Here is a 15,240-nt window from a genome sequence, read left to right as displayed (position 1 = left end):
ATTAAATTATTAATTACTTTTAAATAGGAGGACTTTCCATGGGCATTTTAGAAGCCGTGCTTATTTTGCTCGGCCTAGTTTTAATTTCCAACGTTGCCAGTCATTACATTACCTTAGTGCCAGTTAGTTTGATCCAAATCGCACTAGGGGTTGGAATGGCCCTCTGTTTCAACTTTAAAATCGATCTGGATACCACCTGGTTCCTCTTACTGTTCATCGCCCCATTGCTCTATAACGATGGACGTGAATTTCCCAAAAAGGAACTCTGGGAACTCCGGGGACCAATCTTTGAAAATGCCATTTGGTTGGTTTTTTTCACCACCATTGTTGGTGGGTTCCTGGTTAATTGGTTGATCCCATCGATGCCACTCGCCGTTTGTTTCGCTTTAATTGCGATCTTATCACCGACCGATCCGGTTGCGGTTCAGTCAATTTCAAAACGAGTTAACTTGCCCAAAAGCATCCTACACCTTGTCAGTGGTGAAAGTTTGATCAACGATGCAAGTGGTTTGATTGCCTTTAAATACGCCGTTGCCGCCGTGGTAACCGGCTACTTCTCGATCTACAAGGCGGCGGGAGACTTCATTTATATGTCCCTGATGGGCCTCTTCATCGGGTGGCTCCTCATGCAGATCCTTCTGTGGGTGCGCAATAAACTTGATAGTGTTCATTTTCATGACGCCATCTTTAGCGTGGTGCTGCAGTTACTGACCCCCTTTTTAATCTACGTGGTCGCTGAAGACTTCCTCCACGCCTCCGGAGTAATCGCCGTGGTGACAGCTGGAATCTTGGATCACATCCAAAATAAACGGGTGGCGGGTCAAACTCCTGAAATTACCCTGCTTACTAACCGGACGTGGGACATCATTGTGTACTGTCTAAACGGGGTGGTGTTCCTGATTCTCGGAATCGAGTTACCCCTAGCCATGAAGAGTGTGATTAAGGGGAACAAGTACGGAACCTTACAATCCATTGGGTATGCCTTTCTCATTTGGTTCCTGATTCTGGCCATTCGGGTCATTTGGATCTTAGGGTACCAATCCTTCTCATACTACGTGACCAAGAAGGAAAAGAAAAAGCCGAATTTTAAAACCGGTCTACTAGCCGGACTATCTGGAGTGCGGGGTGCCATTACCATGGCCGGGGTGCTCTCCGTTCCTGCTGTGATTGACACCGGGGCGCCCTTCCCCGACCGGGCGCTCATGCTCTTCATCGCCGCGGGCGTAATCGTGATTAGTTTAGTGGCGGCCTCCGTGACCCTCCCGTTAATTGCGCCGGGACATGGAACGCTTGAAACCCGGGCTTCGAGCATCAAAGATGATGAACCAGAAGATGACAACGAAGAGGATAACGAAAAGGAAAACAACGAATACGTTAGCTACGGGGTGGCCAAACTCTACATGATGAACTCCGCGATTGCGTACTTGGAATCCAACAAAACCGAATCAAACCAACGTGCTGTTTTCGATATCATCATGGACTACGAAATGGCAATTCGTAAGCAACAACGTCGGTTCCATAACCGGCCCGAAATGACCAAAAACCTGAACGAAACGATTGCGCTCCGTCGGGTAGCCCTGCGTGGAGAACGGAATTCGATTGAACAACTGTACGAACAAAAGTTAATCGGCCCAGACGCCTACTGGATTGCCTCTCGACGGCTGAATCAAGAGGAATTCCGCCTTTCCCAAGCCACTGGTGCTAAACAAACGAAAATTAAAATTCACCACCTGAGTTTGTTAGCCCGCTTCCTCCGGCTCGTTAAATTCTGGCAGTGGAACCAACGAGAAAGTCAAAAAACCAAGGCCGATCTGCGCTTGATTCAAAAAGTTGGCTCGCAGGGAGCCATTAACGCTCTAAACCGCTTCTTGAACCGGGATGATATCAACCGTAAGGACTTTTCGGCTCAAAACGTCCACTTCTTACAGGTGTACTACCAAAACCAAATTCAAGAAGCAAAATCGTTTGGCGATACGGAACAAGAGGAACAGAAGTACGATCGCCAGGTCTTGGAACTTAAAACCCAAGCCCTCGAAGCGGAACGGAAGGCCATTGAACTGTTGATTGAAAACGGCCACATTTCGCGTAACATGGGCTTACACCTCCGGCAAAACGTTAACTATGAAGAAACGATCCTATTAAATGATTACAAAAAGGAAAGTGAATAGTTGGTTCCTGACTGTAAAAGGCTAAAAAGCAGTATCATGACAATGATTTTAGTCATAACCAACCTAATTTGTAAAAACTAATCCCCTTGCTTAGATTGTTATTCCAATTTTAAATTTTATAGGTTATAATTACTTAGTGCTTTGTAAGTACAAATTACGCTTGTGCTCTGAATTTTCAGAGTAAAAAAATATTTTAGGAGGTCTTCATTTATGAAGAAGAATAAGCTTATCCTTAGTGGAGTTGCTTCATTTGCCGCTGTTCTTGGTTTAGCCGCTGCAGTCCCTGCTGTACACGCTGCTCCAACAGTTGACAATAGTGAACTACCACAAAACACTAGTACCACGATGAACGACAAAACGGGTAGTGTTTCTGCTAAGTCAAACGCTCACGTAGCCGTTCAAACTGGTTACCTATCTTTAAACTCAGTTCCTGACTTGAACTTTGCCCCAACCAGTCAATCAGATTCAAATCAAACTCAAGGTTTGTTGAACAACAACACTGGTGCCCGTCAAAGTGCCATCTCAATTACTGATAGCCGGAACACCAAAGATGCTCAAAACGGTTGGACGTTAGACGCTGCGCTTGGTCAATTCAACAACGAAGCTGGTCAAGCTGCTGCTAACCCCGCTGCCTGGGCAATTAACTTGAACAACACAAATTACACTAACAGCCAAGGTTCACGGGTTAACATTAACTCAAACGCCCGGATTACTGCTGGTGGTCAAGGTGCCAACGTAATTACTGCTACTGACGGTCAAGGTCTTGGAAACACGACGGTTGACTACGGTCGTCAAGGTAAGGACGTTGCAAGCTTAGTAGTTCCTGCTGGTACTACTCCAGGTGCATACGACGCCCCAATTACTTGGACGTTAGCTGCTGGAACACCAACTAACCCTACAAACTAAGAGTTAACTAATGTTTCAATAGTTACAAAAAGGGAACCACTTATTCGGATGAGTGTTTCCCTTTTTTACTAATTAGATAGAAATTGAGGAAGAATATGATTCTAAAAAACCATAAATTACGCTTATTAATTGGCTTTGCATTCTTTTCCTTCCTGTTTGCTTTGTTTGTCCCCACTGTCCATGCGACCCCGGGACCTGGTGTAGCAGTAAAACCGAACTATCCTAGTACCCAAATCCAAAATAGTGGATCGTTCTTTTTTAAGACTAAGCCTGGTGAACCCCAGACAATTACTGTGGATCTAGCAAACTTAGCCAACTACTCGCAAACTTTAGACATCGAACCCACGACGGCATACACATCTAAAGATGGTGCAATTACTTACAAACCAGGTAAGATGCCGTCCGATCGTACTTTAAAGTACAAAATGCGGAATTTAGTGAAAGAAAAGAAACAAACCGTGACCCTGGGTGCTAACCAAACCAAAAAGGTTAGTTTTACGGTTAATCCCCCTAAAAAGGACTACAAGGGAATCATTCTGGGTGCTTTGTACATCAAAACAGAAAGCAAAAACGACAATGTCAACGCCAACAACGTAAACTTAAACAACAAAGTGGCCCTAGTAATGCCACTAATGATTAAATCCCAGGATAAAAAGGTTAATCCTAAGTTAACCGTTCCAAAGATTGCGCCCAATAAGAGTGGTGCTCAGACCATCATTGACACCACGTTAGCTAACGAACGGCCTACCACAATCAAGGGAATGGAAGTTAAAGACCGGATCTACCGGAAGGGTAACCCCAAGAAAACCCTGGCTAAAAACCATCAATATCAACTCAGTATGGCGCCGAACTCCAATTTCAAAATGCAAAATGACTTTGGAAAGAATGCTTTACTACCAGGTACATATCATTTAAGCCTCCAAGCTCACGATATGAACGGAAATCACTGGAAAATTGAAAAGGACTTTAACGTCTCCATCAAGGATTCAGTAATTTACAACAACAACAACTGGTGGTGGATTGCCCTGCTTGTCGCCCTCTTCTTAATCATCTTGCTGCTGCTGTACTTAATCTACAGACAAAAGCGCAAACAGAAAAAGCTTCTAAACGACCGAACTAAATATGTAGGTGATTAGATGAAATTCGATAAACAAAAGGCTTTCTTATTTGCCATTTTGGGCTTAGCTTTAATTGCGGTGATTTTTGGGACTAGCAGCATTTACGCTGATAACCAATTCAGTAGTGGAACCTCTAAACAAGGTTCGGCCGGTTTAAACATCAGTCCCAAGAAAACGAACAAGGAAAACAAGAACAAGGAATCTAAGCAACACCAAAAATCCAAACCATCCACTAAAAATGACAACGAAGGTAAGGAATCCCCGATGGCAAGTGTCAAGCCCGCTCCGGTAACTCAACTGCCCCAAACGGGACAATTCTTACACGTGGGGGTAACTGCAACTGGAATCGTGGTCCTTTTCCTGGTTAGTTTAATTGTCATCAACAGTCACTTTCAGGCGAAGTTAAAAGCTTTAGATGAACAACATGACCAATAAGCGACTCCGTTACTTGATTGGCATTCTGTGTGCCGGGGTTTGCTTATTAGCAACCCCATCCACTAGTTGGGCGCAAAATACTCCCGACGCCCCCGATAATTTTTCGGTAAGTCCCCTCCTAGGCGATTTACCATTACAGCCGGGGCAACGCTATTTTGCACTGCGTTCACAGGATAATACGACGTACAAGCTCCCCATCTTAGTCAAAAATGACAGTGAGTTGCCCATGAAAGTCACCACGAACTTTAACAACGCCGTGACCGCTGATAACGGAACCATTAGTTACACTAACCACCAGGCCCAACCCCGGGGACGTAACAGTCTCACTAACAAACTAAGTGGCTCCCGCACACGGCACCTCACGTTGGAACCGCATTCCAACCAAGTCGTGATCTACGAGCTTCATACTGGGCGACAAGGTACCGGGGTAACCCTAGGCGGAATTACCGCCACCTCAATGGTTGACCGCCAAGGTGAGATTAAAAATACCGTAACCTTTGTTAATGGAGTTGAGTTGAACAGTGGACAGAACCGGCCCGTGCTGTCCTCGTTACGATTGCAACGCGTGTTTGTGGCTCCTCGCTCAGACGGTGCCATTGTGGTGGCAAAGGTTGCCAATCCAAAACCCCAATTATTGCAACATCTGCGGGGCAAAATTACGGTAAAACAGGGGAAGCGAACGATCCTCACGCAACCATTAAAGGACGTTAGCATTGCTCCCAATTCAACGGTTAAATTTACCCTGCCCCCGAAGCAAATGCCCGCGGGGAACTACCAAGTGGTGCTCCAGTTACACAAGGGTCACCAAGCAACATCGCTCCATCGGAACCTCGTGATTAAACGAAGCCTAAACTAACCTTGGGACGCGTGGTTCCGCATCCTCTTATTGAAAGGAGGTTAATTAATTACAATGCTGAAAAAATTGCTCGTGAGTAGTGCCCTCACGCTCGTCACCATAGGAAGCTTGCTTTCCAGCGGTGGGTTACTGACCCACGCCAGTAACACGTTAGGAATTCCCGCGCCACCCGAATCTGGCCCTAGTATGAGTAACTTTACTTACAAAGATAAGCCGCCGGCCGCGGTCGATTATCCGAACGTCCAGGTCGTTACTGACAATAATCCAGGTCAATCTCGGGGGCTCTGGTGGAAAAACAAGGTCGATTTAACCAAACCATTTACTTTAAAGTACTATATTTACATTGCTTCCAATGATCCATCATCAGCTGCAGATGGATTAACTTTTACTTTACAGAATGATAAAGATCAAATAGATAATGCTAAAAATGGATCTGTCGCAACTGGTACAAATGGGGAATCTTTGGGTGCTTATGGTGATTTCAGAACTCCCATTTTCAATTTTAATCCGAGTAACATTTTAGATGACGCTAAAGAAGCTTATGATAATACCCATAGGATTAAGAATTCATTATCACTAGAATTTGATCCTTATTTTAATAGTGATTATTCAGATGCCTTTCAATTACCAAGCAACGCAAACGAAAAATCTCATTTAGCATTTACGATTCCTGATAAAAACCACATCAACGTTCATAATTGGAGCAATGGGAGTCGTAATTACAATCTAATGGGAATTAATCATTATGGTGCTAATAAACAGTGGTATGACAATCTTCCAAACGGAAGTAGCTCGCTCAAACCATATCCTAACAATAGGACCAGCCCCAATTACGGAGCGCTTTCTGCTCCTAACCTAGTTGGGAGTAGCAATAGTTCCGACTTTAACAAAGCTCGATGGGAACCGGTCGTTTACAAGTGGACTCCAAATAGTACCGGATCTTATGGAAGTGCAACAGCAACATTTGGATATCCTGATTCATCCAAAAACACAGGTGGTTTCCCACAGCTAACCCTATCATCTCCGAGGGTTAACATTGCTGGAACCTTTGGATCAGACAAAACTGCTTATTGGGGAATGACTGGTTCTACTGGTCAAAAATACATGGTTAGTGCCATCTCAGCCACTGATATTCCAGGAAATCCTGGAGTTAGTAAGACCGCCGCTGATCTAACCAAGTTAGGAAAACAGGGACTCCGGATTAGTAAAGCCAGCGGTGGAAAAGTAGTCTCTAAGAATGCTCCGGGCGCCTTGATGCCGGATGACTCCACCCTAACGAGTGAGGAACTCATGCGCGCCCTGCCATTTGATGCCCAGTTTACGGGTGATGATGGCAATAAGTATCCAGTTTTTCGGAATAAAATTTATGATGCGGATGTGGGTGATATCTTCCTGTATCGGGCTGATATCTATAACTACTACGATAGTATCTTTAACGAAAAGAATCCAGATATCGGAAACCACTGGTACAACGTGCACGTCAAGGATAGTTTGCCAAATCAACTAAGATTGCTAGACGGAAGCAAGGATGTTGACCTGTACTTCGAAGATATCCCACCAATCAAAAAGGATACTCCGAGCCCAACACCGCAGTCCCACGGGTTCAAAGCGGCATTAGTTTCCGATAAGTTTGATGATAAGAACCAAAAGGCCGTAATTAATACGGTGAGTGCGTCTGGATCAAACTTTGCTGACAAGACACCGGTTGAATCCAGTGCGGTCCAAGTGATTCCAAGTGGTAAAACGCCCGGCAAACCATCCTTCTACATTAACAACCAGATGCAAAACGTTACCCAAAACATGACGGATTGGTCTGATACTTTAAACAACGTTGGTGATTACGATGCCATTAACTACCGGATTCCCCTGTATAACTTCAGTCAGGTTCCGTTAACTAATGGTCAGTATACTTTCCACCTCCCTAGTGTTAAGAACAACGATCCCAACAGTTTGAAGCTCCAGTTTGAAGGTCAAGATATTCCGTATGACGCGAGTGATACCACGAAGGGCTTGCATTACACCATGAGTGATGATGACGTCACCCAGAGTGATGGCTCGACCTACAAGAACGCTAAAAAGATTGTCATTAAAGGCTTACCGACGCTCGACGCGTACTCCACGAAGAACATCACAGCCAACGTCAACCTCGGTGCTAACCAGGGAAAATCCTTTGCTAGCACGCCAACGTTGACGGGTCAGGTTAATCGGAGTTCGGAGACCGTCAGTTACTACGGAAATAAGGAAGTTTATAACTTAAACTCCGGGAGCGTCCAGATTGCACCGAATAGTTTTGAATACGGAACGCACGCCTTCTTCACAGAAAATTCGTATATGTTACCTCAGAATACCTATTCCTTTGATGAGGCTGGCAATCCGGTTCCAACTACGCCGCGCATTGATCCAAGACGCGGTTATCAAGCCTTCTCCATTAAAGACACCCGCAAGGGAGCGGCCCGTAAGGACTTCAAAGTTAGTCTCTCGCAGGCCAAAGATAACAGCCAAAGCGCTGGTCGTGACCAACTCAAGAATGCCGATATTATTGGTGCCAATGATTCACCGTTCCAGTTAGTCTTCTTTGATGGTAAAGGAGCTAAACATCCGTTAACCCCTGGAAACAACGATAACGTGATGGTCTACTCGTCAGGTGATGATTTACCCGACTTGAAGAGTGTGGTTTGGAACGATCGAACTGGTTTAAAGCTGAACGTCAGAAAGACCCCAAATGCCCCAGAAAGTGGACATCAGGATTACGGCGCCACCTTAAACTGGACGATTAACTCCACTGATACTCCGTAAATTTAGTGCAGAACCACCACTAAAAAAGCGCCCCCAGAGAAAGGATTCTCTGGGGGCGCTTTTTTGTTTAGCTAATTAATTAAAGCTTTCAGAATATGAATTAGTTCCACGTCATTAAATGTATAGAGGTGCACCCCGACTCCCTGTTGGCGTAAAAAGTTAATTTGCGCCCGGGCGAGCCGAATCCCGAAGGCCCGAACGGCTGACTCATCAGGACAAGCGGCAAATTGGCGCACCAGTGCCGGTGGTAAGGTGTGACCTGCTAACCGCTCTGCCTGGCGTAAGCGATCCCGACTGGTCAGGGGTAAAACCCCCACAATTACTGGGACCTGAAGCTGGGCGGCTTGTAACCGAGCCAACCACGTCACGAGAGCGTCGTCATCAAAGCAAAACTGGGTAACCAAAAACTGCGCCCCCGCCTGGACCTTCGCCCGCAGGTAAAATAGTTCTGTGCCCCACGTTGCCGATTCCGGATGACGCAGCGGGTCCGCGGCCGCCCCTAATGTGAATCGAGGATCGCGGTGTAGCGCGCGGAGTAAGTCCGTCGCGTGGGGATAATAACCGGTGGGCCGGTGGTTCACCTTTCGATCCCCTCGTAACACTAAGTAACGCCGCACCCCTAACGCCGTCAGGGCTTGGACGCGTTGCTTCAGACCCCCAGGAGTTTGGTACAACCCCGTTAGATGGGGCAGCACCGGAATTCGAACAGCCGTAAGCCGCTCGACCATGTCAAGCCACCCCGGTGCCAGAACCTGACCACCAGTTCGATCGGTAATGGTCACAAATGCCGGCCGGAGTGTTGTTCCGAGCCCGCTCCGAGCTAGCCAAGCTTGGTTCGCCGCTGGCGTTGCTTGTGCTGAAATTTCAATGCCAACTGGAACTGACATTTTAGTCCCTCCTTTAAGGATTGCGCTACCTCCCACTGGGCGGCTGAATCCGATTCAATTGCCACTCCAAGCAGTTCCACATCCCATCGATGATTACCGCGGTTAAAAAGAACGACGCCGTAACGTCTGAGAGAAAGTGAGCCCCAATGGCAATCCGACTAATGCCAATCCCAACGCTATAAAGCACACCCAGACCCCAAACCCACCGGTGTCCCTTTCCGGTCACAAACCAGGAAAAGACCACGGCCAGCGTAGCCGCCATGGTATGTCCAGAGGGAAATGATCGATGCCCGTTGGGACCGTTAATGTGATCCCAACGGGTAAACTGCTGCAGGTGGCCGAACACTTCGTACGGCCGATACCGCCCCCAGATTGTTTTCAAACCCACGTTGACGGCTAACGCTAGTAGCACGGTTAAGCTGGCAAAGATGGCAATCCAAAATAACTGGTGCAGGCGCGCTTGGGACTGATGGGCTAACCACCACTGGGTCAATAACGTTATCAGGAGTACGATCAATACCCAGCTGAGGTTAAGTTCCCAACTAGTGGTCCCCCGACCCCCATCGTTCAGGGCCTGACTAGGGGCTCCCACTGGTAAACCAGACCGGACGTTAGCAAGCGCCCGTAGTCCGTACGAACTGGTTTCGTTGACCAGTTCCTTTACCTGCCAGCTGACCAGTCCCAAGCCCCCCACCAGCTCGAGGAGTCCCAGCCAGCGTCGGGACTCGTGCAAACCCACTGCCAGCATAATTTCACCGCTGATTGCTAACACGAGATACAGGGGCGCTGAGCCAATGGTCTGTCCCACCGTCCCCCAGTAGCTCTGATAGTTCACCACTGCCTGACTCAGGGGTAAATCCAACCATAATGAACTGAGCATGAGGACCACCATGATAAGGCTGGCTCCCAATAACAGCCAGTGTTGCTGCCGTTTCGTCATTTTCATCCTCCCGTCTGTTTTTGCCATACGTTCATTTTTTCAATCTGCCCTTCTGAAACTTGCAGTTGTGCTTCTCATCAACATTTGGTAAAAATAAATAATGAGGAACTATTTTACGAGCAACAACCGAACGAAAGGGAGTCGATCCATGTCTACCACTAATCCACTTGATATTTTGGTTACTTGTAACCAAAGCTACATTCCACCCCTGCGGGTAATGTTATACTCGCTGCGCTTAAATAATCCGGGAGTGCCCTTTCGAGTCTGGTTTCTACAGTCAGACCCCGATGCTACCACGAACGAACAACTTCACAATTATGCTAAGCAGCTTGAGTTGGAGCTTCACATCATCCAGATGGACGAACACCTCGAACTCCCTGCGTCCTTTTTGAGTGCCTATCATTATCCACAAGAAATGTACTTCCGGCTCCTGTGCGCCAACGTGTTACCCCCGACGCTGCATCGGGTGCTCTACCTAGATCCCGACCTACTGGTCACAAACGACCTGCGCCCCCTCTGGAACACTGATTTAGCGGGCAAAATGTTTGCTGCCGCTGTCCATAAGGGGCTCACAGACATCATGCGCTCCGTCAACAACCTCCGCCTCGGAACGGACGGGGGCTACTATAATTCAGGCGTCATGCTGATGGACTTAGATCAGATGCGCCACAAAGTTAAGGTTGATGATCTTGTTAATACGATTGAGAAGTACCACGATTACCTCATTTTGCCGGATCAAGACATCCTAAACTACCTCTATAGTAATGATACCAAGGAGATTTCAGAGGATCTCTGGAACTTTGACGCGCGCAAATCATTGCTCTATCTAACCCGCAGTGGGGGTACCGAAAACCTAGCTTGGGTCATGGCCAAGACCGCCATCATCCATTTTTGCGGGAAACCCAAACCCTGGCAGTCCGGGAGTAGTACGCCCTATACAGCTCTCTGGCTTAATTACCAACAAATCGTTAATACCCAGTTTATCTAACTAAGAACCCGACGTCACGTTCAACGTACGCCGGGTTTTTTCATGCTATAATGAAGGTGCCACGAAAGCGTGGCCCAGTCGTTCTTTGAAAACTGCAGAAAGGAGCTTGATCCGATGCGAAATCACGAACCCACCTACCGCAGTGTCAGCGTTGGCATGGTTACGGTTGGCATTCCAGCCGATGGCGGTCAGATTATTGCTAAAGTAATTGGTAATAATGTAATTGCGATCGACGAACAGCTGAACCGTGCCACGGTTACGGGTCCTGATCGCGCCGGGCGGTACGCTATTGGTGACTTTGTCTACTTTAAAACGGACAAACGGAACCGGCATACTGCTGTTGCGGCGACAACGGTGGCTCACCACCTAGATGACTAGGTAAGTTAAAGACCCTGAGGAATGCCTCAGGGTCTTTTTTTATTCTAACTGATAAGCGGTTAGGTCGACGTTCACTGGTGCATCAGCCGTGAGGGTCACCTGCGGGTTCACCTCTGGATAAAACCGTTCGCTAAACACTGCTTCTCCGTGGTTTACAAAGATCTCAACCGAACTGGTATCGGTCCAGACGTGCACGTCGAGCGGCTCTGTGGGCCGGAGCTGCGCAAAGCGCTGTGCATCCGCTCCGGCTCGTTGTAATACTAATTGCTGCGTGCGGGAATAGTAGATCAGCTGTAAATCCTGTTGTTCCGCGTGCAAGCGCAGGGTCACCTGGCGTCCCTGCCAGCCCGTTAGTTCTGTTTGCAGGTGCAGTTCTAAGTGACGGGCGTCTGGAACCGCTAACAACCGTTCCGTACCCTGCCAGTGGTCAGCAAGCACCTGCTTTGTGCGCAGTTGTTGCACCTCGGTCACCGGAAACATCATTAACTGGTCGTGTTGGAGCGTTAGTTCCCGCGGGAGCGTCATCGTCCCGGCCCACCCGTCAGCTTGTTCTGGAAATGGTGCTTCCCACATATCCAGCCACCCAATCACGATTCGTCGACCATCGGGGGCCAACATGGTTTGGGCAGCGTAAAAATCATGGCCGTGGTCCAATTCTCGTAGTTGATCATGAGTATACTTGCCAGTGGCAAAGTCGAATTGTCCTAGGTAGTAGCTTGTTTGGTAGAGGTTTAAATTAGTTTGTTCCCCCGCCGGAATCCCTTGGGGTGACATCAGTAAGACGTCCTGCCCGTTCACGCGGAACAGGTCGGGACATTCCCACATATAACCATCGTCAGGTGACTCAGCCGCCGTGACGACCCCCTGAAATTGCCAATCCACGAGGTTCTGCGACCGGTACCTTAACACCCGGCCGGTGCCAGTCTGCGCCGCTTGACTCCCTAACATGAGCTCGTACTCTCCGTCGTGCTCCAATACCTTCGGATCGCGAAAATGTTGACTGTTATCCGCCGGCGGTTCCGCAATGACTGGATTCGTAGCTAGTTTATAAAAATGAATGCCATCTTCACTCACGGCCACGTTTTGGGTTTGCCAAAAGTCATCGGGCTGACTGGCATCTGGAACGTGATGACCCGTGTAAATGAGGAACAAGCGGTGATCTTTCACAATCGCACTTCCCGAAAAACAACCGGATTCATCGGCGGCGCTATCTGGTGCCAGTGCCGGCGGTAACGTTTCCCAGTGGACTAAGTCGCGACTGCGGGCGTGCCCCCAGTGCATGGGACCCCACTCCACTCCATAAGGATGATACTGGTAAAACAGGTGGTAGTAACCTTGAAAGTAAGTAAAGCCGTTGGGATCGTTCATCCAACCCTGCGGTGGCATTAAATGATAGTGCTGCCGAAAGCGGGGGTTGGTGACTTGGGGCATCCGATGCTGATCGAGTTCCATGCATTTTCCTCCTTTGGTTGCGGTATCTACTTAATTTTAGTCGTCGGCTGGCTGGTGCAAATACGTTGCCAACGCTTGCCCCGTCAGTGACGTGGGTGTGGTTAACGCTCCCTGCGGAGTCCCACTGTACATTACCTGGCCCCCGTAGCTCCCAGCGCCCGGCCCAATGTCAATTAGCCAGTCAGCCTGACTAATCACATCTAGGTTATGCTCAACGAGGATCAAACTGTTCCCAGCTTGAACTAACTGTTGAAAGAGCTGAATCAGTTGCGCGGTATCCTTTAGATGCAGACCCGCGGTTGGTTCGTCTAAAAAGTAAATTTGGCCGTTTTCGCCGAGCGTTTGGGCTAACCGAAGCCGTTGTAACTCTCCACCAGAAACCGTGGTTAAGGCTTGGTCTAAGCCCAGGTAGCCGAGTCCGACCTTTTGCAGCCGTTGTAACGGTTGTGCTAACTCCGGCTCTTCAGCAAAGAAAGTTACCGCCTCGTCGACGGATAAGGCGAGCACGGCCGCAATGTCCTTTCCGTGGTACTGGTACTGTAAGGCTGTTTGGCTATACCGTTTTCCACCACACACCTCACAGACCTGCTTAACCGGATCCATGAACGCCATGTCGGTAATCGTGATCCCTTTGCCTTTACACCGCGGACACGCCCCCTTTCCGTTATAGCTAAAGAGCTGGGTGGAAACGTGATTGGTTTTTCCAAAGAGCCGCCGAATTGGATTCAAGAGGTTTAAATACGTTACCGGCGTCGAACGAATGCTAATCCCTGCGACTTGCTGGGTTAGATCGACGTACTGCCCGTTCAGTTTCTGTTTTAAGGCCGTAGCCAAAGAACTCTTCCCAGAACCAGCTACCCCCGAAAACACCGTCATGATGCCGAGCGGGACCTTAACACTAACGTCCTGTAGATTATGCAACGAGACGTGTTCCAAGTTCACAAATTCATGAGGAGTCTGGGTCGTTGCCAACTGATGCGGTTTTCGTAACCACTCTCCCGTAAGCGTTTTAGAATCCCGCAGCTCTGGATACGTTCCGGTAAAAGTGATTTTCCCGCCGGCCGCTCCGGCTTCCGGACCAACTTCGACCACATGGTCGGCAATCGCAAAGAGGGCGGGATTATGGTCCACGACAAAGATGGTGTTCCCCTTGGATTTCAATTTCAATAACGCTTTTTTAATCAACTGAATGTCGTGGGGATGGAGACCAACACTAGGTTCATCAAACACGTATAGCAAGTCCGATAACGAATTCGTGAGGTGTTTAGCGATTTTGATCCGTTGCACTTCCCCACCCGATAACGTGCTGGTCGTCCGGTCTAACGTTAAATAGCCCAGCCCAATTTCCACTAGGGGCTGTAACTTAGTGGTTAAGCTCCGAATGATTTCGTCCCCCAGTTTGGCGTGAATCCCCTTAAGAAAATCCAAAAACTGAACCAGATTCATCTGCGTGGCTGCCGCAATGTTAACCCCGTTAATCGTGACGCTGAGCGCCTGGTGGTTCAACCGGGCTCCCTGACAGACGGGACACGTCCGGCGCGTGACCACTTCATCAATGGCCGCTTGGTGGTGCTTTCCCTCAGAGCTGTGCAGAATGGAGCGCACAATCCGAGGCACCACGCCTTCGTAATCAGTACTTTTAAAGGCGGCTGGCGAATGTGGAAACGGTTGTTTAGGGGCGTGCATTAATAGCTGGTACTCAGCGGGCGTGTAATCTTTAATCGGTTTATCATTATCAAAAAGGCCCGAATCACCATAGCGCCGCCACCGCCAACTCCCAGGCCGAAAGCTCACGAAGGTAATGGCTCCCTCGTTCAGGGACTTTTCTGGGTCAATCAACTTGCTTTCGTCGACATCATCGACGTAGCCCAATCCCTGACACTTGGGACACATTCCCTGGGGCAGGTTAAACGAAAAAACCTCCGAATAACCCACAAAGTGATCCCCAATCCGGGAGTACAGGAGGCGTAATAACGAATAAATGCCCGTGTAGGTTGCCAACGTGGAGCGGGCGTTCCCCGTCAGTTGCTTCTGTTCAATGGCAATCGCGACCGGAAGGTTTTCAATCGCTCCGACCTCCGGTTGCCCGTACTTGGGGAGGTACTGTTGGGTAAAACTCGGAAAGGTTTCGTTTAGCTCCCGACGAGATTGGGCGGCCACCGTATCAAAGACCAACGATGACTTCCCCGATCCAGATTCCCCTAAAAAGACGGTGATTTCGTGTTTCGGAAGCTGGACGTTGACGTGCTGTAAATTATTTTGGTGCGCATCGCGCACAATGATTTCTGTAGTCTCTGTTTGTTTTTGCATCTATTC

General features: G+C 48.4%; 12 protein-coding genes. 8 read left to right on the top strand and 4 right to left on the bottom strand.

All coding sequences use genetic code 11. The annotated features are described in order from the left end of the window. Positions 1–38 precede the first annotated feature (38 nt). From M3M35_RS05225 to M3M35_RS05200, 6 genes are all read left to right on the top strand, one after another. Positions 39–2,168, top strand: a complete 2,130-nt coding sequence (locus M3M35_RS05225; protein WP_252749614.1) for a cation:proton antiporter — start codon at positions 39–41, stop codon at positions 2,166–2,168. Positions 2,169–2,378: 210 nt separating this feature from the next. After that, positions 2,379–3,074: a WxL domain-containing protein gene (locus M3M35_RS05220; RefSeq protein ID WP_252749613.1), complete on the top strand. Its 696-nt coding sequence runs from the start codon at positions 2,379–2,381 to the stop codon at positions 3,072–3,074. Between the two features lie 95 nt (positions 3,075–3,169). Next, a complete protein-coding gene (locus M3M35_RS05215) occupies positions 3,170–4,210 on the top strand; it encodes a DUF916 domain-containing protein (protein WP_252749612.1) in 1,041 nt (346 codons plus the stop codon). After that, positions 4,211–4,627 (top strand): hypothetical protein, encoded by a 417-nt coding sequence (locus M3M35_RS05210; RefSeq protein WP_252749611.1) that lies wholly within the window; start codon positions 4,211–4,213, stop codon positions 4,625–4,627. It abuts the gene before it with no gap. Next, on the top strand, positions 4,608–5,483 hold the full coding sequence (locus M3M35_RS05205) for a WxL protein peptidoglycan domain-containing protein (RefSeq protein ID WP_252749610.1): 876 nt from the start codon (positions 4,608–4,610) through the stop codon (positions 5,481–5,483). Before M3M35_RS05210 ends, M3M35_RS05205 begins: the two co-directional genes overlap by 20 nt. Before the next feature lie 54 nt (positions 5,484–5,537). Continuing rightward, positions 5,538–8,279, top strand: a complete 2,742-nt coding sequence (locus tag M3M35_RS05200) for a lectin-like domain-containing protein (protein ID WP_252749609.1) — start codon at positions 5,538–5,540, stop codon at positions 8,277–8,279. A gap of 71 nt (positions 8,280–8,350) precedes the next feature. Here the strand turns inward: M3M35_RS05200 and M3M35_RS05195 are convergent, their stop codons facing one another. Further along, the gene (locus M3M35_RS05195; RefSeq protein WP_252749608.1) at positions 8,351–9,166 is read right to left on the bottom strand and encodes a methylenetetrahydrofolate reductase; all 816 of its coding nucleotides are present in this window, start codon (positions 9,164–9,166) and stop codon (positions 8,351–8,353) included. A gap of 25 nt (positions 9,167–9,191) precedes the next feature. Continuing rightward, the gene (locus M3M35_RS05190) at positions 9,192–10,112 is read right to left on the bottom strand and encodes a phosphatase PAP2 family protein (protein WP_252749607.1); all 921 of its coding nucleotides are present in this window, start codon (positions 10,110–10,112) and stop codon (positions 9,192–9,194) included. Between the two features lie 142 nt (positions 10,113–10,254). Between M3M35_RS05190 and M3M35_RS05185 the strand changes: the two genes are divergently transcribed. Next, entirely contained in the window at positions 10,255–11,094 is an 840-nt protein-coding gene (locus M3M35_RS05185) for a glycosyltransferase family 8 protein (RefSeq protein ID WP_252749606.1), read from the top strand. A gap of 114 nt (positions 11,095–11,208) precedes the next feature. Beyond that, positions 11,209–11,472 (top strand): hypothetical protein, encoded by a 264-nt coding sequence (locus tag M3M35_RS05180; RefSeq protein ID WP_252749605.1) that lies wholly within the window; start codon positions 11,209–11,211, stop codon positions 11,470–11,472. A gap of 39 nt (positions 11,473–11,511) precedes the next feature. Here the strand turns inward: M3M35_RS05180 and M3M35_RS05175 are convergent, their stop codons facing one another. Together M3M35_RS05175 and M3M35_RS05170 are read right to left on the bottom strand one after the other, a co-directional pair. Further along, on the bottom strand, positions 11,512–12,924 hold the full coding sequence (locus tag M3M35_RS05175; RefSeq protein WP_252749604.1) for a glycoside hydrolase family 32 protein: 1,413 nt from the start codon (positions 12,922–12,924) through the stop codon (positions 11,512–11,514). Positions 12,925–12,960: 36 nt separating this feature from the next. Further along, complete coding sequence (locus M3M35_RS05170) at positions 12,961–15,234, bottom strand: ATP-binding cassette domain-containing protein (RefSeq protein WP_252749603.1); 2,274 nt, start codon at positions 15,232–15,234, stop codon at positions 12,961–12,963. Between the last annotated feature and the right edge of the window lie 6 nt (positions 15,235–15,240).

This window comes from Fructilactobacillus myrtifloralis, assembly GCF_024029335.1.
Classification (GTDB): domain Bacteria; phylum Bacillota; class Bacilli; order Lactobacillales; family Lactobacillaceae; genus Fructilactobacillus; species Fructilactobacillus myrtifloralis.
The sequence above is the reverse complement of the archived record's forward strand: the minus strand, read 5'-3'. Positions and strand labels throughout refer to the sequence as shown.